This window comes from Vibrio aquimaris, assembly GCF_009363415.1.
Taxonomy (GTDB): domain Bacteria; phylum Pseudomonadota; class Gammaproteobacteria; order Enterobacterales; family Vibrionaceae; genus Vibrio; species Vibrio aquimaris.
This window is the reverse complement of the sequence record NZ_CP045350.1, coordinates 641,023-659,591: the sequence shown is the minus strand read 5'-3', so window position 1 is coordinate 659,591 and position 18,569 is coordinate 641,023. Positions and strand designations below refer to the sequence as shown.

Sequence of the window (18,569 nt, the reverse complement as noted above, 5' to 3'; positions counted from 1 at the left end):
AGTAAAAGCTGTATAAAAAGACAGTAAATAATTCAACTAATTTTTTGAGCTAGAGGACCAACCATGGCTGTAATCGTCAAGTACGTGGTAGAACGTAATGGAGAAGAAAAAATGACTTTTACCTCTAAAGCGGAAGCTGATGCCTATGACAAAATGCTTGATATGGCTGATGAGCTTTTTGAGCTATTAGGTAAAAGCGAATTGCTAGAAGATGAAGCTAAGCAAGAAGACTTAGCCATGTTCTTAGCACAACACAAAGAAGATCTGCTATTCGCTCTTGGTGCTAAACGCAAACCAGCGGCAAAGAAAAAAGCGGTAGAATCAATCGAAGAAATCAATGAGGCGCCGGCTCAAGACGACGCAGCCTAAGTATTCTTACTTTTCTATCATATGGCCGTGTTGACTTAAGTCATTGATATTTTTAGTTAACACGTCCTCTCCTCATGACTACATCTGCTTTGGGGAAAACGCATTTCGCTATTTTTACCCTAATAAAATCCTTGCGCTTCATTTATCATGGTGACTCGATTTTGAGTTTGAGTCAGTAACCATGAGCTATGTTGTTGAAGTTTGTATCGATAATCTTGAATCTCTCCACAATGCAATAGAAGGCGGCGCAACGCGCATAGAGCTATGTTCCTCTTTGGCTCTCGGTGGTTTAACCCCAAGCTATGGCATGATGAAGCAAGCAGCTAAACTATCCAATATTCCTGTTTTTGCCATGATACGCCCTCGTCAAGGAGACTTTCTCTACGACCAAGATGATATTGAAAGCATGCTGATAGATATAGAAGCCGCAGCACATGCCGGAATGAACGGCGTAGTATTTGGCGTCTTAAACTCTGCAGGACATGTAAACATGGAGCATAGCCGTCGACTGTTCAATAAGGCCAAGCATCACGAGTTAGAGGTTACTTTTCATCGCGCTATAGATCAATGCGTGGATTATCGACAAGCTATCAATGATATTGCTGAACTTGGCTGCGAACGAGTGCTAACATCAGGTTTAAGCGCCAACGTTGAACAAGGTCTTGATACCTTATGCGACATGGCAAAGCTCGCCAAAGGAAGACTAACCATTATTGCAGGTTCGGGACTAAACGCAGACAATGTCAACACGATTGTCGACAAAGCTCAAATAACCGAAGTCCATTTATCAGGAAAGTCCACTCGCACCAGTAAAATGCAAAATTTCTCAAACAACGCCAGAATGGGTCAGCAAAGCTTGGATGATTTTGTTGTTCCTATCACTAACTCGCTCGCGATTGAAAAGGTAGTAAAAGCTCTCAATTCTTAGTTTCCATTCTCTTGCGCCCATGCTCTAAGTGATAGCCTTTACTGAAAAGGCAACCTCATGGACGACGATAAAATGAATAAAAAACTCTATAAAAAAGAGCTCGCTAGGCTTCAAACAGAATTGGTTAAACTTCAAGAATGGGTCAAACAAGAAGGACTAAAAGTCGTTGTTATTTTTGAAGGTCGCGACGCTGCTGGCAAAGGCGGCGTGATAAAACGCATCACTGAAAAGCTAAACCCACGTGTATGCCGAATCGCGGCACTACCCACGCCGACGGAAAAAGAAAAAACACAATGGTACTTCCAGCGTTACGTTGCTCATTTACCCTCGGCAGGAGAAATCGTCCTCTTTGACCGAAGTTGGTATAACAGAGCTGGAGTTGAGCGTGTAATGAATTTTTGCACCGAAGAGCAGTATACGGAATTTCTGCGATCGTGCCCTGAATTTGAGCATATGTTGCAGCGTTCTGGGATTATCTTAATCAAATATTGGTTTTCGGTTTCTGATCAAGAACAAGAAAAACGCTTCCTTGAAAGAATTCATACTCCCATCAAACGTTGGAAATTTAGTCCGATGGATCTTGAATCACGCCAACGCTGGGCAGAATATTCACAAGCCAAAGATAAAATGTTTGCTCACACAGATACTGAACATTGTCCATGGTGGGTAGTGCCGTCAGACAGTAAGAAACAAGCCAGATTAAATTGTATTAGCCATCTGCTTAATCAGATTGACTATCAGGCTATTCACTATCCCGAAATTCTATTACCTGAGTTAAAAAAAGCTGGGTATGAACGCGCTCCCATCGAGGCACAAACCTTGGTCCCACAAACATACTAGCGCGTTGAGTCATCTAACGCAGGGCATCATCAATGCTTTGATCACCCAAGTGGCGTACATCTTTACCCTTAACAAAGTAAATAATGTACTCACAAATATTTTGGCAGCGATCGCCCACACGTTCGATCGCACGAGCAGACCACATAACTTGCAGTATATGAGGAATATTTTTCGGATCTTCCATCATATAAGTCATTAACTGGCGAATCACAGCTTCGTATTCAGCATCAATTTTATCATCCAATTTATGCACCTCAGCAGCCGACTCGACATCCATGCGCGCAAAGGCATCAAGAGCCTGATGCAACATCGCGATTGCCTGGCGACAAAGAGGTTCCAAGGATATTTGAAACTGGCGCTCTTTCGATGACGGGCTTTCAATTGCAACATAAGCCATGCGAGTCGCCACATCACCAATGCGCTCAAGGTCAGTGATGGTTTTGATAATCGCCATGATTAAACGTAAGTCTTTTGCTGTCGGCTGACGCTTGGCAATAATGCGCGTGCATGCCTCATCAATCGACACTTCCATTGCGTTAACTTTGTGATCATCTCGCACAACTTTTCGCGCAAGCTCAACATCTTCTTTGTGCAACGCTTGCATCGCAAATGAAAGTTGCTGTTCAACCAATCCCCCCATAGTGAGAACATGGGTACGAATAGATTCTAGCTCGACATTAAATTGACCGGATATGTGACGTCCAAAGTTCATAGCAATCATTTCACTCCAATACTACCCGTAACGGCCAGTAATATAATCTTCCGTTTGTTTTTGGCTAGGTGAAGTAAAAATTGAGTCTGTATCAGCATACTCGACCAACTTTCCCATATGAATAAAAGCAGTATGATCACTCACCCTAGCTGCTTGCTGCATGTTGTGAGTGACAATGACCACCGTATACCTTGTTTTAAGCTCACTGATCAACTCTTCAATAGTCAATGTTGATATGGGGTCCAATGCCGATGTCGGTTCATCAAGAAGTAACACTTCTGGCTCAATGGCTATCGCTCTTGCAATAACTAAACGTTGTTGCTGACCACCTGATAAACCAAATGCATTCTCATGGAGACGATGTTTAACTTCATCCCACAAGGCAGCAGCCCGAAGGGATGCTTCCGCCGCATCATCTAGAGTGCGGCTGTTTTTAATTCCTTGCAGGCGTAACCCGTAAACCACATTTTCATAGATAGATTTTGGGAAAGGATTCGGCCGTTGAAATACCATACCAACTCGCCTACGCAAGGTAGGCACATCGACTTGGGAATGATAAATATTACTACCATTCAGTTCCACCTTGCCTTCGACACGGCACCCTTCCACTAAATCGTTCATTCGGTTAATACAACGTAATAAGGTCGACTTACCACACCCAGAAGGACCAATAAATGCGGTAACATGTCCCTTCGGGATCCGCATAGAAATATCCATAAGTGTCTGCGTGTTATGGTAAAAAAGATTTAGCTTTTCAATACTAATTGCGGTCTGCTCATCATTGAGGTTATTCACATCAAGCGGCGCCGGATAGCCTAAAGTCTGATCAACTGAAAACATAGTTTAATCTTGCCCTAATGTTCGATATTTCTCGCGCAAACTATTACGAATACTGATCGCGGTTAAATTCAATCCTACGATCACACACACCAGCAAAAACGACGTGGCATACACCAAAGGTCTTGCACTTTCTATGTTAGTCGTTTGAAACCCTACATCATAGATATGGAAACCTAAATGCATGAACTTTCGATCCAAATGCAAAAATGGGAACTGGCTATCAAGGGGCAAACTCGAAGCCAACTTAACAACACCCACCAACATTAAAGGCGCCACTTCGCCTGCCGCTCGAGCAACAGCTAGAATCAGCCCTGTGAGAATCGCAGGGCTCGCCATGGGCAGTACAATTCTCCACATAGTTTCAAACTGGGTTGCACCCAAAGCAAGTGATCCATTGCGCACAGAATTGGGGATTCTAGTCAGTCCCTCTTCGGTTGACACAATAACAACCGGAAGTGTCAGTACAGCGAGAGTCAATGCCGACCATAATAAACCTGGCGTACCAAATGTTGGAGCAGGTAGCTTTTCAGAATAAAACAAATCGTCAATCGAGCCCCCAAGGGTGTATACGAAAAATCCTAAACCAAATACCCCATAAACAATCGAGGGCACACCCGCAAGATTAATCACAGCAACTCGTATTAATCGAGTTAAAGTATTGTTCTTGGCATACTCATGCAAATATATTGCTGCGATGACACCTAACGGCATGACGATCATCGACATAATTAAAACCAACAACACAGTGCCAAATATAGCGGGAAACACGCCTCCCTCGGAGTTAGATTCTCTTGGTTCAGTGGTTAAAAACTTCCATACCTGATTAAACCAATGATGAACTTTTTGCCAGATAGACATCTGATTGGGATACCAAACATCTAAAATCTCACTCAGTGAAATTTGGTATTCTTTACCCTTCATGTCCTCTATAAGCAGGCCTTGCTGTTCTAGCTCTTGCCTAAGTGCATCTAACTCTGCTTCCATTTCTATAAGTTGTTGGCCAAATATACGAGACTGATTGTCGTAACGTCTAATAAACTCTTCATCAAGCTGACCACTTATTTGACGCTTTTTCTTCTCCAGCTTGAGCTTAGAGTACTGAGCGCTGATCACTCTGATTTGTTTTTCAACCAAGCGATCAATTTTCAATCGCTGATCTTTGGCAAAAATCAGGGCTTGCTCGATAGTTTCTTCAACATTTGAGGTCACCATGTTCTGATTGGCTAAAGTGAAGTAACCTTTGGGTTTGCCGTAAAAATCTCCCCCTTGAGTACGCTCAACCACGGCCCACATTTTAGGCATTGATGGTTGAAGTAGGTCTTTTGACAATACAGAAATAAAATCGGCGGGATAAATATCGCGGTTGGCAATCTTAATATCCAACCTCACGATATCACTCTCCTTTTCCATATCAAGCGGCAAATCTGCGTTCATCTGCTTTAAATTGTTAATCGATATTGATTCACGAGCGTAAAGCTGGCCGACAATCATCTCGCCTTGCTGATTGCTCCATTGGTATAGTGGAGAAGGCCAGAAATAAGATAAGCCTTTCCAGCCAATAAAGAGCAGTAAGCCAAGTACTGATAGCAAACTTACACTAACAGCACCACTTGTCAGCCATATCCATGGGGATCCAGATCTGAACCACTTAAATTCCATCAAATATCCCTAACTGAAAGCATTTATAACGCACGGTATTTTTCTCTCAACCGTTGGCGAACCCATTCAGCTAATGAGTTCACAACAAAGGTAAATACCAATAAAATCAGAGCAGCTAAAAATAGAATTCTAAAATGAGAACTGCCCACCTCGGACTCTGGCATTTCAACTGCTATGGTGGCTGACAAAGTACGCATGCCCTCAAGAATATTCCAGTCCATGAGCGGAGTATTACCTGTTGCCATAAGTACAATCATAGTTTCGCCTACAGCCCTACCCAGTCCCATCATAACCGCAGAAAAAATGCCTGGGCTCGCCGTTAATAGCACAACATGAATTAAAGTTTGCCAAGAGGTAGCCCCCAATGCCAAAGAGCCATCAGACAAATGCTTGGGAACAGAGAAAATAGCATCCTCCGCAATCGTAAAAATCGTTGGTATAACCGCAAATCCCATAGCAAAACCGACCACCAGAGCATTACGCTGATCAAAACCAATTCCCTTCTCGGCAAGGTAAACCCGAATATCGCCATCAAATAACCACCACTCGATAGTGGTACTATGATTCCATATCAAAACGGTAAGCAACACCATTAACGGCGTTAAAATCAGTACATGTAACCCATTTGGCAATCTTGAAGTCCAAACATTAGGAAGCCTGTTCCATAACCCGCCAACCATTATGGTTGAAATGGGGAGTACAAGGATCAGTGCAATGACGGCAGATAGGTGGCTTTCCACCATGGGAGCAAACCAAAGGCCTGCAATAAAGCCAATAATCACTGTGGGCAGAGCTTCCATTAACTCTATCGAAGGCTTAACGACTCGGCGCATTGTCGGCGTCATAAAATAGGCGGTATAAATAGCTCCTAACACGGCTATGGGTACTGCAAACATCATAGCAAAGGCAGCAGCTTTAAGAGTCCCAAATGCAATAGGGACTAGACTATACTTGGCTTCAAATTCATCGTCAGCAGATGACGTTTGCCAAACATACTCCGGCTCAGGGTAACTCTCATACCACACTTTTTGCCAAAGCGAAGACCATGACACCTCTGGAAATGCATTATCAACATAAGCTAAACGCAATTCGTTGCCAGACAGAGTTAATAAATAAGTTTCATTATTAGACATGGCGGCTAATTGCGGCGATTTGTGATAAATCCGCTGGAAAATAGCCAGTTTCTCACTTGTCGTATAATGGCTTTTTACCGTTCCATTGGCGTAAAAACTGTAGAAACCTTTACGATACGTGTCGGGAAGCAAGAAAGTCAGTTGAGAAGCTAATTGAAAGTCTCGAATATGAGTCAAGCCCCGCAGGCCATTGGTCACAGTATCAAACCATTGCGCCACCAAGCCATCTTGATAAGTCACAAGCAAAGAGTAACCACCAGCAAGAAGGTTGATGTTTGTAACTACAGCTTTATCTTGGCCAAGGCTCAAATCTACAACTTCTCGAATACTAAAATCTAAGGCTCCTTTTTTAGCTACCACCAACTCAGAACCGGAACGAAGATAAAGGGTGTTCCCATCAGGTGTCATAATAAGTTGATCTAAGTGTTCAAATGGTTGAGGAAACTGATAGGAATACACATTTTGGTTACTCTCCTGCCAGCGCACTCGTACTCGATGGTCATCATAATAACCTGCTAAGGTAATACTCGAACCAACCGCATAATCAAAGCTCTTCAGAGAAGGTCCGTCGGAAAACTTTAGGTCGAAAGGCTGAGAAATACGGTCAAGTTTAGGCGAAAATACACGTTTTTCGTTTTTAATAACATTGCGTAACTGAGGTTTGTACAAAAGCACGTCACCAGATGTACTTGCAGCACCTAACCAACCATGAGTAAAACGATTTGAGCGATGTAAACGGTAACGACTGCCTAATTCAACGGTTTTGACCGGTGTTATCGAGTGACTGCCTAAAGCCCAAAAGTCCACATAACCTAACTTTGAGACGGCGTAAGCATGCTCTCCATTATCACCAACACCAAGAATTACTGGTTTTTCGGTGGTTATCGACTCAATCGATACATTTGGCGTTATTTTCGCATCAGAAAATAACGGAATAACGACAGATAAAAGGTAAATAAATAGTAAAACCAGAGCCGCTAATACAGTAACTCCGCCAGCCGATACCAGCCAACGAGCAAATCTGTCTTTCATTAGTCGCTTGCGATCACGTTCTTGCAATGAAAAATCGGCTTTGGCCATTTCACTCACTTATCTAGAAGTCCCCAGATGTATAATATTTCGATTAGATGACAATTATATTACATAGCGGATTAAACAACTGAAAACAATGTATTAACTCAATTAAGGCAGATCCCTTATCTCCTTAAGTTGCACTTCTTCAGAGTATGACTCTTTAAGTCAACTTCGTCAGTCGGTCAATAGGAAAAATCATGAGCACAGAAAAGCTGTATATTGAAAAGGAACTCAGTTGGCTTTCTTTCAATGAACGTGTTTTACAAGAAGCCGGAGATAAAAAAGTACCACTCATCGAACGGATTCGATTTCTAGGTATATTTTCCAACAACTTGGATGAGTTTTACAAAGTACGCTTTGCCGATGTTAAGAGACGCATCTTAATCAACCAAGAGCGTGGGGGCAATGGCAATTCCAAACACTTGCTAACTAAAATGCAAAGCAAAGCCCTTAAGCTCAATGACAAGTTTGATGATTTGTACTCCGACCTTATCCGAGAGATGGCACGGCGAAAAATTTTCCTTATTAACGAAGCTCAGCTAAACGCATCACAACAGATATGGATACGAAATTACTTTCGAAAACAGGTCCAGCCTCATATTACTCCACTTCTTTTGAGAGATGACATCGATGTACTGGAGTTTCTCAAAGACGAATACACCTACCTTACCGTTGAACTTAAAAAAGCCGAGCTTAGTCAATATGCACTGATAGAAATTCCCACTGGTCACTTACCTCGCTTCGTCATGGTACCTGAAGATAAAGGTAGAGGTCGAAAAACCATTATTCTATTGGACAATATCATCAGATATTGTCTGGATGAGCTTTTCTACGGTTTCTTTGAATACGACCAACTCAAAGGCTACGCGATGAAAATGACTCGAGACGCCGAGTATGATTTAAGCCATGAGGTAGAACATAGTTTGCTCGAGCAGATGTCTGAAGGAGTCAGTCAACGCCTAACTGCAATGCCGGTACGTTTTATTTACGAAATGGGAATGCCTCAAGCAATGTTAGCTTTTCTATGCGACAAGCTTAGGATTTCCAATTACGACAGTCTTATTCCCGGAGGGCGTTACCATAACTTTAAAGACTTTATCGACTTTCCAAATGTAGGCCGAGATTACCTCGAAAACCGCCCTTTACCCCCATTACAATGTTCTGATTTCGATGGATATGCCAACAAATTTGACGCCATCAAGCAGCGGGATATTTTACTTTACTATCCCTACCATACATTTGAACACATTACAGAGCTTGTGCGTCAGGCTTCGTTTGATCCCAAAGTATTGAGTATTAGAATTAATATTTACCGAGTAGCCAAAGACTCTCGCTTAATGAACTCACTCATCGATGCTGTGCATAATGGCAAACAGGTATCAGTCGTTGTCGAGCTACAAGCCCGCTTTGACGAAGAGGCCAATATTGAGTGGTCAAAAGTACTCACAGAAGCTGGCGTTCAAGTGCTTTTTGGCACTCCGGGGTTAAAAATTCACTCTAAGTTACTTCTCATCAGCCGCAGAGAAAATAATAGTGTGGTTCGGTATGCGCACATTGGCACTGGCAATTTTCACGAAAAAACCGCTCGAATCTATACTGACTTCTCTTTGTTAACCGCGGACCCTGAAATTACTCATGAAGTACAAAATGTGTTTGCTTACATCGAAAATCCGTATCGGCCAGTTAAATTTGAGCATCTTATCGTGTCCCCTCGAAACTCACGGATAAAGCTTTACCATCATATAGATGAAGAAATCACCAATGCCAAAGCAGGTAAGCGAGCAGCCATCACTCTCAAAGTCAATAACTTGGTTGATAAAGCCCTTATTAATAAGCTTTATGAAGCAAGTAATGCTGGGGTCAAAATTAAAATGGTGATTAGAGGCATGTGCTCATTGGTTCCCGGCGTAAAAGGTGTAAGTGAAAATATTCGCATCATCAGCATAGTTGACCGTTTTTTAGAACACCCTAGGGTACTGATATTCCATAATAACGGGGCTCATAAAGTCTACATATCTTCAGCAGACTGGATGACTCGAAACATAGATTACAGAATTGAAGTTGCTGCACCTGTTCGCGATCCTAGGCTCAAACGACGCATTATTGATATAATCAACATTCACTTCACTGACACTGTAAAAGCACGACTCATAGACAAAGAAATGAGCAATAAATATGTACCACGCGGTAATCGCAAGAAAATCCGTTCGCAAATAGCCATATACGACTATCTTAAAGAAGTAGAAAAACAGACAAGAAAACGTAGGGAGCAAGTCCTTATTCATGAAGAAGTCCTCACAGAATCGTGATATTGCCGCTATCGACCTAGGCTCAAACAGCTTCCATATGGTGGTCGCTCGCGTAGTCGAACAGGGACTACAGCTTATTAGTCGCCACAGACAAAGAGTAAGATTAGGTGCTGGCTTAAAAGGGCAAAAATACCTCGATAATGATGCTATTGAAAGAGGGCTTGATTGTCTCGCTATGTTTGCTGAGCGGCTGCATGGCTTTGACCAAGATAACGTGCGCATTGCAGCAACCCATACATTACGTCAAGCAAGTAATGCTCATCTTTTTCTACTGCGGGCACGCGAAGTGCTGCCATTTCCCATTGAGATTATTCCTGGGGTCGAAGAAGCAAGATTAATTTATCTCGGCGTTGCCCATACCCAACCCGAATCAGATTCAAAACTTGTGGTCGATATTGGTGGAGGAAGCACAGAAATTATTATCGGCCGAGGTTTTGAGCCTGAGTTAATCAACAGTAAACAAATGGGGTGTGTCAGCTATACCAAACAATATTTTTCTAAGGGTAAGCTATCACCGAAAAACTTCGCCAAAGCCATATTGGGCGCTGAGCAAAAGATGGAATCCATAGCCTACCACTATAAGAAAAAAGGTTGGGATATCGCCTTTGGTTCATCAGGAACGATTAAAGCAATACGAGAAGTATTAATCGGTATGGGCTTTGATGATGGGCTGATCACTTCAAGACGATTAGATAAATTAGTCGACACTTTGTGCCAATGGAACCGAATTAATGACATCAAACTCACCGGGCTCACAGCAGAGCGTCAATCCGTATTTCCAGCGGGTGTTGCCATTCTAGCAGCTATACTCGCGAGTCTTAGAGTCAGCGAATTACACGTCTCAGAAGGCGCTTTGCGAGAAGGCCTTTTGTTTCAAATGGAAGACAGCTTCCAGCGCTCAGATATTCGTATGAGAACAACTGAAAACCTCGCCAGTAAGCATGCGGTAGACTTGGAACATGCAGATAGAATAAGAAAGCAAGCCACTTTGTTTTTACAGCAGATACATCAAAATCTCGGCATCAAGAAACATTCTGAGCTCTTCGATTTACTCCAATGGGGAGCCTTGCTGCATGAGGTGGGGCTCAGCATCAGTCTACAAGCTTTTCATCGCCATTCCGCTTATATTCTTCGCCATACCTATATGCCTGGTTTCAACCGAGAGCAACAATCCGTGCTTGCTACTTTGGTACGCTTTCAGAGAAAGGCTCTCAAGTTACATGAGATGGAAGAACTTACCCTGTTTAAGAAGAAGCATGTAGTTAGCTTGATTCGCATATTGCGGCTTGCCATCTTACTCCATGGTCAACGCAGTAACGACCCCCTTCCTTTATTGGAACTGTCTACCGATGGCCCGACTTGGACCTTAAGTTCACAAGACAGGAGCTGGGTGAGTAACAATAAGTTATTACATGCAAACCTGACAACAGAGCAAAAACATTGGCGGAATGCAGGTTGGGATCTTCATTTCTAAAAGAGAGGTCAAATGGTTAGTTAATGCTCAAAGTGTCAATTTTATTCAATTCAACACTTGCCATCTCAGCTGATACTGGGACATAACCCGCTTTTTTGACTATGCTCTGCCCTTGCTCAGAGTAGATAAAAAGAATGAACTCTTTCATGATGTTAGACAAAGGCTTCGATGGATTCTTATTAACGTAAAGATAGAGATAACGCGACAAAGGGTATCGACCAGATACTATATTACTCTCACTGGGATAAACATAATCTTGGCCTTGTCTCGCGATAGGAATAAGCTTGGCTCCAGATACTTGATAACCGACCCCCGAATAACCAATCGTATTGATGGCGGAAGAGGTCGCTTGAACAACGGAAGCAGATCCTGGTTGTTCATTGACATTATTTCTAAAATCACCGCCACATAAGGCCACTTTTTTAAAGTAACCATAGGTACCTGACACAGAATTACGGCCAAACAGCTGCATGCTGCGCTTTGCCCACTGATAATTGAGTCCTAAATCGGCCCATGTTGAAGCTGGCTGAGTAGAGCCGCAACGCAGAGTCGAAGAAAATATACTGTCTAGTTGCTCAAAATTAAGCCCTGTTATTGGGTTGTCTCGATGAACAAACACACCAACTGCATCAATCGCAATCCGCAGTTCTGTTGGTCTGTAGCCATGTTCACGTTCGAAGGCTTCAATTTCTCGTTGACGCATTGGCCTACTCATAGGTCCGAACTGCGCTGTCCCTTCCGTTAAAGCCGGAGGCGCTGTCGAAGAACCTGATGCCTGCACTTCCCCATTAACGCTAGGATATAAATGTTTAAACGCTTCTACCCACAAAGTGGTGATTCCCGCTAACGTATCTGAACCAACCGTAGTCAAACTACCGCTCAAACTTGCTACTTTGTGATAGTGCTGATGACGCGCGTTAGTTTCTTGAGCCGATACAGAAAATGTGAGCAGAAAACAAACAATGGCAGCGCTAAACCTCATCTATCCACCACTAAACGTTGAGGCAAAATAAACGAAAATTTACTCCCCACACCCACTTCCGATTGAACTTCTAAATGGGAATCGTGATGGGTCAGAGCATGCTTGACAATCGCTAACCCAAGTCCACTTCCTCCTGTATCTCTTGAACGCGCTTTATCTACTCGGTAAAAACGCTCAGTCAACCTGTGCAAATGTTGAGGTTCAATGCCTTCACCACTGTCTTCAACTTCTAGACACGCCCCTTGAGCAGATAAATACCAGCGAACTTTTACATCAGCACCAGCAGGCGTGTATTTGACAGCGTTATAAACCAGATTAGAAATCGCACTACGCAATTGGTCTTCATCACCAAGCACCAATAAGCTACTTTCGACATCGAAATTAAGCTTGTGCTGTTGCTCGCCACTCAAACTCTGAGCTTCTTTTTCAAGCACATCCAACATAGCAGGGACATTCACCACATCTTCCAATTCATGCATTGGCGCGGCTTCAATCTTTGATAAGGTCAATAACTGATTAACCAAACCATTCATACGATTAAGCTGCTCGGTCATAACACCATGCGCTTTGGTCCACATAGGGCCAACGACCATATCAGGGTCTTCTGTCATTTCAAGATACCCTTGTAATACCGTCATGGGCGTGCGAAGCTCATGGGATACATTGGCAAAGAAGTTACGCCTCATCCCTTCCAATTGTTTTAATTGGGACACATCACGAACCACCATCAAGTGCTCTCCTTCGGTATAAGGCACAATACGAAGTTCAAGCATGCGTTCGACGTTGAGTGGAGAGCGTATTTCTAAAGGCTGAGAAAAGTCGTTTTTATTGAGGTATTTAATAAAATCTGGCGTGCGGAGTAGATTAGAAATAGGCTGTCCAGAATCATCTGGCCAGCGAAAACCAAGTAGGTGCTGAGCTAACTTGTTGCACCATACAATATTCCCCTCCCCGCGAAAAACAACCACGGCATCAGGAAGCGATTCCGCACCATTACGGAAACGGCGGATCAAACTACTCAGTTCTTTGCGTTTACTACGATGACGTTGCTGCAAACGATAAATACCGTTAAACAAAAACTCCCAATGACCCGAGCCAGAAGGGGGAGTTAAACGCTTTTCATCCCATAGCCAGGCTGAAAGACGCATTTGATTGTGCAGATGCCATACGAGCTGCAACACGGTTGCAGCCAACAAAAGCCATGACATATAGCCAAAGATCCATCCGACAATTACCCAAGGGGTGTAAAAAAAAACTAGCTCTTTGGCTAGCTTTTTCCATGTTAACCGTTCAACCACTTACCTCTCCTGATGGTAAACTTGATTCAGGCTTTAGTCGAAAAGCGATAGCCTGCACCGCGCACCGTTTGAACTAACCTATCATGTCCTGCACCTTCAAGCGCTTTTCTCAGACGGCGGATATGCACATCCACGGTTCTGTCCTCGACGTAAACATTGGTGCCCCAAACGTTATTCAGTAGCTGCTCACGGCTATAGACGCGCTCTTGATGAGTCATAAAAAAGTGCAGCATTTTAAACTCTGTTGGTCCCATCTCAAGTGCTTGGTCATTGGCCGTCACTCGGTGAGATACAGGGTCAAGCCTCAACCCTTGCACATCAATCACATCTTCTAAAGCGGTTGGAGTCACTCGGCGAATCACAGCTTTAAGACGTGCCACTAATTCTTTGGGAGAGAACGGTTTTGTGATGTAGTCATCAGCACCAACTTCCAAACCACGAACCTTATCTTCTTCTTCACCACGCGCGGTAAGCATCACAACTGGAATATTGCGAGTCAGCTCTTCTCGCTTCATATGTTTAATAAAGTTAATCCCACTTCCACCAGGCAGCATCCAGTCTAGAAGAACCAAATCTGGGAAAGGTTCGGAAAGCTTGGTTACCGCGCTATCATAATCTTCAGCTTCAACCGCATGATAACCTTTCTGTTCAAGGACAAAGCAAAGCATTTCGCGAATGGGCGCTTCATCTTCAACAACAAGAATCCTTCTCGACATAATTGAATCACCTTTGAATAAGTGGAATTTAATCGTGCATTGACCAAGGCATTATCACTATCAATTATGACACTTTTGTGACCCTTGAAAACAAATTTTAATATAAGTTTCATCTGAATGATGAGTTGTTGCAATGGGACAATCTCACTAAAAGTCTTTATGATGAGCAACCAAAGTTTAAGATCAACAGACCCTAGGTATAGAGAAAGCGTATGTGGTTTAAAAACTGTCTAGTTTACCGTTTTAATCGAGATATTAAATTCCAAGCAGATGAATTGGAAAAACAACTGACTGAATTCCGTTTTACTCCCTGTGGCAGCCAGGACAAACAAAAATTCGGCTGGGTAACCGCAATGGGCAAGCATGGTGACATGATGACTCATGTCAGTGAGAACCGCATCCTAATCTGCGCAAGGAAAGAAGAAAAAATGCTACCCGCGTCTGTGATCAAAGATTCACTGAGCGCCAAAGTTGAAGCCATGGAAGCACAGGAAGGAAGACCTCTTAAGAAAAAAGAGAAAGATACCTTAAAAGAAGATATTGTCATGGACCTGCTGCCAAGAGCCTTTAGCCGCAGTAGTCATACTCATGTCCTTATACTGCCTAAAGAGGGCTTTATATTGGTCGATGCCAGTAGCTATAAAAAAGCAGAAGAGGTATTGGCACTCCTGCGTAAGACTATGGGCAGTTTACCCGTTGTACCCGCCATTCCCGAAAAAGCGCTAGAAACCACATTGACCGAATGGGTCAAAACAGGCGATACCCCTGTTGGGATGGAAATGCTTGATGAAGCAGAACTAAAGTCGGTTCTTGAAGAAGGTGGCGTAATTCGCTGTAAAAAGCAAGAGCTTACCGCTGATGAAATCCGCAGCCATATCAAGGCTGATAAAGTCGTCACCAAACTCGCTTTATGGTGGCAAGAGCGAATCGAATTTCTTCTTGGCGAGGATGGTAGTATCAAACGGCTTAAGTTTTCTGATGAGCTGAAAGATAAAAATGATGATATTCCAAGAGAAGACCAAGCAGCTCGATTTGATGCCGATTTCTCGCTAATGTGTGGCGAACTTAGCGCTTTCCTTCCAAACTTGTACCAATCTCTTGGTGGTTTGTCTCACACAAACGCCTAAACTTTCCTCGGGTGCTTAACCTAGTTAAGTACCCACTGGTAATTACCACACTTACCTCATGGACTTTTTCCTAGTCACAACTCACGTTTTAGCGTAGAATTTTCGCCCCAATTCCATTAGGTGGAATGGACCTGACTTGAGATCAGACTGAGAGAATGAAAACATGACAACTGAAAAAGCATTTGTACCTGAGCTATTGTCCCCTGCGGGCAGTTTAAAAAACATGCGTTACGCTTTTGCCTATGGAGCAGATGCCGTATATGCAGGACAGCCTCGTTACAGCTTGCGTGTACGTAACAATGAGTTCAACCACGAGAACCTGAAAATAGGGATAGATGAAGCTCATGCTCTGGGCAAAAAACTTTACGTAGTATGCAATATCCAACCGCATAACGCTAAGCTCAAGACTTTTATCCGGGATCTCAAACCCGTCGTTGAAATGGGGCCTGATGCCTTGATAATGTCAGATCCAGGTTTGATCATGATGGTGCGTGAGTCCTTCCCAAACATGCCAATTCATCTTTCTGTTCAAGCCAACGCTGTAAACTGGGCAACGGTTAAGTTCTGGGCTGCGAATGGGGTTGAACGCGTCATTGTCTCTCGCGAGCTTTCTTTAGAAGAAATCGAAGAAATTCGCCAACATTGCCCTGAAACTGAGTTAGAAGTGTTTGTTCATGGTGCGCTTTGCATGGCTTACTCAGGACGCTGCTTACTATCAGGCTACATGAACAAGAGAGATCCTAACCAAGGCACCTGCACAAATGCCTGCCGCTGGGAATACAAAGTCGAAAAAGGCAAAGAAGACGATTCTGGACAAATTGTAGAAGAGTTCGACCCGGCGCAAGCACAAACGATCGAGGTTCAAAATGAAGCACCTCAAGCAACTCTGGGCCTTGGTCAACCAACCGATGAAGTGGTACTTCTCTCAGAAAGCCACAAACCTGAAGAGAAAATGGCCGCATTCGAAGATGAACATGGTACCTATATCATGAATTCCAAAGATCTGCGCGCGGTTCAACACGTTGAACGCCTTGCAAAAATGGGCGTACACTCACTTAAAATTGAAGGCCGTACTAAATCTTTCTACTACTGTGCACGCACCGCTCAAGTCTATCGTAAAGCCATTGATGATGCTGTTGCTGGAAAAGCATTTGATCAAAGCCTAATGGGAACCCTAGAAAGTCTTGCTCATCGAGGTTATACCGAAGGCTTCCTACGTCGCCATACGCACGATACTTATCAGAACTACGACTATGGTTATTCTGTCTCCGACGCTCAACAATTTGTCGGCGAGTTCACGGGGAAACGTCGCGGCGACCTTGCTGAAGTTGAAGTGAAGAATAAATTCCTCTTGGGCGATAGCCTTGAGTTAATGACGCCAAAAGGCAATGTTGTTTTTACTCTTGAAGTGATGGAAAACAGAAAATCCCAACCTGTTGACGATGCAAAAGGCAATGGCCACTTTGTGTTTATCCCCGTACCACAAGATATGGACTTAGAATACGGACTCCTGATGCGGAATCTCAATAGTGGTCAGGACACACGCAATCCAACAGGCAAATAACAATGGCACTGTTAATCACCGACAAGTGTATTAACTGTGATATGTGCGATCCGGAATGCCCTAATGGGGCAATTTCGATGGGAGACACTATCTTTGAGATCGACCCAGATCTCTGCACTGAATGTAAAGGCCATTATGAAAAGCCGACTTGTCAGTCAGTATGTCCAATCACAAAGTGTATTATCACAGACCCTAATCATGTGGAAACAGACGAGCAGCTATTGGAAAAGTTCGTCATCATTCAAGGGCTGGCCTAGCCTGATTGGATTAATAAAAGCCGCTGACTAATTAAGCGGCTTCTTTTTATCTAGATATTGTTTAGCATTTTCCGACATTGCGCAGGCATCACCTTAGGCTTTTTTTTGCTCGCTTTTTGCGATGCTTTGGGCTTAGGTTGAGGACGCCAACTGATTAACTCGGCCCCACACCCATCGCCCTCAGGCGGCGCTGCTTGAGTACGGCAAGAGGTACTCTCATAAGGACACTTTAATCTGACATGCATGTGGTAATGATGTCCCCACCATGGTCTAACCTTCCTTAACCATTCACGCTGCTCTTGAATTTCATCGGCGCAGAGCTTCTCTTTAATCACAGGGTGGACAAAAATACGCTCTACTGCGGGATCATAAGCGGCCATCTTGATCAATTCAAAATGCCTCGCATCCCAATTTTTCTTTAACACTTGATACTGCTTGATATTGACCACACTAATAGGGACAGGTTTTTGTAGCTGGTGCTCTGTGAGTCTTTCTCGAGTTAGCCTAAGCCAGATATCGATGTCCAATCCTGTTTGGTGGCTAGTATGGCCTGAAGAGAAACGGCCACCTTGCGGTAAAGACAAATCACCAACCAGTATATGCGTATTAAGATATTGCTCTGACATTTTGCCCAAACGCTGAACAAAACTCACTGCACTCGGGTGACCATAATATCTCTGACGATCGCTTCTAAGAACCTGATACCCTGCTCCCTCAAGTGGTAATGCAGAGCCACCTGCTAAACAGCCATTTGCATAGCTGCCGATTGCTTGGGGAGAGTGCGTTGAAGGAGTATTAACCTTCTCCCAAGGGCTAGCTGTAGCAGAAAAGGTTGGGCAGAATGAAACAGCCAAGAACAATATGCGCCATTTCCAACAATCTAGCATCTCCCACACTCCTATCAGTAATCACATCATGTGTTTACCTTTATGAGAGAGGCTCAACACATATTAATAATGCTCACCATTATCATAGTAGGCATTCGCTTCAAGAGCGGTAAAGATAACCGCAACATCTACATCCGCTTCCAAGATATGACGAACGTGCTCAGTGATAAGATCAGCCACTGCGTCCTGAGTCTGCTGCCCTCGGTCAAACCACAATACCTCGACAAAAGGATAGGCTTGGCTTACTTGCCCTTCATGATAAAAAGTCGTGTAGACATATTCGAATGTAAAGTCTTCTCTTGGGCAGTCCATATGAGGCTGCAAAGCATCAATTAAAGACTTAGATAAAGACTGAACACTTTGTGGCTCCATGGCGCGAAAACGTAAATGTGGCATTAGC

Annotated in this window: 17 protein-coding genes; 8 read left to right on the top strand and 9 right to left on the bottom strand. The window is 43.5% G+C overall.

Annotated features, from left to right (window positions below; genetic code table 11):
* The first annotated feature begins 63 nt into the window (after positions 1–63).
* From FIV01_RS03080 to ppk2, 3 genes are all read left to right on the top strand, one after another.
* Positions 64–369, top strand: coding sequence for a YebG family protein (locus FIV01_RS03080; RefSeq protein WP_152429675.1), 306 nt, complete (start codon positions 64–66; stop codon positions 367–369).
* Between the two features lie 181 nt (positions 370–550).
* The gene (locus FIV01_RS03075) at positions 551–1,297 is read left to right on the top strand and encodes a copper homeostasis protein CutC (RefSeq protein ID WP_152429674.1); all 747 of its coding nucleotides are present in this window, start codon (positions 551–553) and stop codon (positions 1,295–1,297) included.
* Between the two features lie 57 nt (positions 1,298–1,354).
* Positions 1,355–2,137, top strand: a complete 783-nt coding sequence (gene ppk2 / locus FIV01_RS03070; RefSeq protein ID WP_152429673.1) for a polyphosphate kinase 2 — start codon at positions 1,355–1,357, stop codon at positions 2,135–2,137.
* Positions 2,138–2,150: 13 nt separating this feature from the next.
* Here the strand turns inward: ppk2 and phoU are convergent, their stop codons facing one another.
* The 4 genes from phoU to FIV01_RS03050 are packed head-to-tail and all read right to left on the bottom strand — an operon-like array spanning position 2,151 to position 7,561.
* On the bottom strand, positions 2,151–2,849 hold the full coding sequence (phoU, locus tag FIV01_RS03065) for a phosphate signaling complex protein PhoU (protein ID WP_114786588.1): 699 nt from the start codon (positions 2,847–2,849) through the stop codon (positions 2,151–2,153).
* A gap of 21 nt (positions 2,850–2,870) precedes the next feature.
* Positions 2,871–3,689, bottom strand: a complete 819-nt coding sequence (gene pstB, locus FIV01_RS03060; protein ID WP_152429672.1) for a phosphate ABC transporter ATP-binding protein PstB — start codon at positions 3,687–3,689, stop codon at positions 2,871–2,873.
* Between the two features lie 3 nt (positions 3,690–3,692).
* The gene (gene pstA / locus FIV01_RS03055; RefSeq protein WP_152429671.1) at positions 3,693–5,348 is read right to left on the bottom strand and encodes a phosphate ABC transporter permease PstA; all 1,656 of its coding nucleotides are present in this window, start codon (positions 5,346–5,348) and stop codon (positions 3,693–3,695) included.
* Positions 5,349–5,371: 23 nt separating this feature from the next.
* Positions 5,372–7,561: an ABC transporter permease subunit gene (locus FIV01_RS03050; protein WP_152429670.1), complete on the bottom strand. Its 2,190-nt coding sequence runs from the start codon at positions 7,559–7,561 to the stop codon at positions 5,372–5,374.
* Between the two features lie 191 nt (positions 7,562–7,752).
* Here FIV01_RS03050 and ppk1 point away from each other — a divergent pair, with 191 nt between their 5' ends.
* Positions 7,753–9,864 (top strand): polyphosphate kinase 1, encoded by a 2,112-nt coding sequence (gene ppk1 / locus FIV01_RS03045; RefSeq protein ID WP_152429669.1) that lies wholly within the window; start codon positions 7,753–7,755, stop codon positions 9,862–9,864.
* Positions 9,839–11,338 (top strand): exopolyphosphatase, encoded by a 1,500-nt coding sequence (gene ppx, locus FIV01_RS03040; RefSeq protein ID WP_152429668.1) that lies wholly within the window; start codon positions 9,839–9,841, stop codon positions 11,336–11,338. Before ppk1 ends, ppx begins: the two co-directional genes overlap by 26 nt.
* A 16-nt stretch (positions 11,339–11,354) precedes the next feature.
* Here the strand turns inward: ppx and FIV01_RS03035 are convergent, their stop codons facing one another.
* The 3 genes from FIV01_RS03035 to phoB are packed head-to-tail and all read right to left on the bottom strand — an operon-like array spanning position 11,355 to position 14,334.
* Positions 11,355–12,320, bottom strand: coding sequence for a PstS family phosphate ABC transporter substrate-binding protein (locus FIV01_RS03035; protein ID WP_152429667.1), 966 nt, complete (start codon positions 12,318–12,320; stop codon positions 11,355–11,357).
* Positions 12,317–13,618, bottom strand: a complete 1,302-nt coding sequence (phoR, locus tag FIV01_RS03030) for a phosphate regulon sensor histidine kinase PhoR (protein ID WP_152429666.1) — start codon at positions 13,616–13,618, stop codon at positions 12,317–12,319. Before phoR ends, FIV01_RS03035 begins: the two co-directional genes overlap by 4 nt.
* A gap of 26 nt (positions 13,619–13,644) precedes the next feature.
* A complete protein-coding gene (gene phoB, locus FIV01_RS03025; RefSeq protein ID WP_152429665.1) occupies positions 13,645–14,334 on the bottom strand; it encodes a phosphate regulon transcriptional regulator PhoB in 690 nt (229 codons plus the stop codon).
* Positions 14,335–14,546: 212 nt separating this feature from the next.
* On the opposite strand from phoB, the gene rdgC reads away from it, so the two are divergent.
* From rdgC to FIV01_RS03010, 3 genes are all read left to right on the top strand, one after another.
* Positions 14,547–15,461: a recombination-associated protein RdgC gene (rdgC, locus tag FIV01_RS03020; protein ID WP_152429664.1), complete on the top strand. Its 915-nt coding sequence runs from the start codon at positions 14,547–14,549 to the stop codon at positions 15,459–15,461.
* Positions 15,462–15,624: 163 nt separating this feature from the next.
* Positions 15,625–17,025, top strand: coding sequence for a prephenate-dependent tRNA uridine(34) hydroxylase TrhP (gene trhP, locus FIV01_RS03015; protein ID WP_152429663.1), 1,401 nt, complete (start codon positions 15,625–15,627; stop codon positions 17,023–17,025).
* 2 nt (positions 17,026–17,027) lie between these two features.
* Positions 17,028–17,282, top strand: a complete 255-nt coding sequence (locus tag FIV01_RS03010; RefSeq protein WP_152429662.1) for a YfhL family 4Fe-4S dicluster ferredoxin — start codon at positions 17,028–17,030, stop codon at positions 17,280–17,282.
* A 50-nt stretch (positions 17,283–17,332) separates the two neighbouring features.
* On the opposite strand, the gene mepA is transcribed toward FIV01_RS03010, so the two are convergent.
* Together mepA and FIV01_RS03000 are read right to left on the bottom strand one after the other, a co-directional pair.
* Positions 17,333–18,169 (bottom strand): penicillin-insensitive murein endopeptidase, encoded by an 837-nt coding sequence (mepA, locus tag FIV01_RS03005; RefSeq protein WP_152429661.1) that lies wholly within the window; start codon positions 18,167–18,169, stop codon positions 17,333–17,335.
* Positions 18,170–18,232: 63 nt separating this feature from the next.
* Positions 18,233–18,565 carry a DUF1904 domain-containing protein gene (locus FIV01_RS03000; protein WP_152429660.1) on the bottom strand — a complete coding sequence of 111 codons (333 nt, stop codon included), beginning with the start codon at positions 18,563–18,565 and terminating at the stop codon, positions 18,233–18,235.
* Positions 18,566–18,569 lie beyond the last annotated feature (4 nt).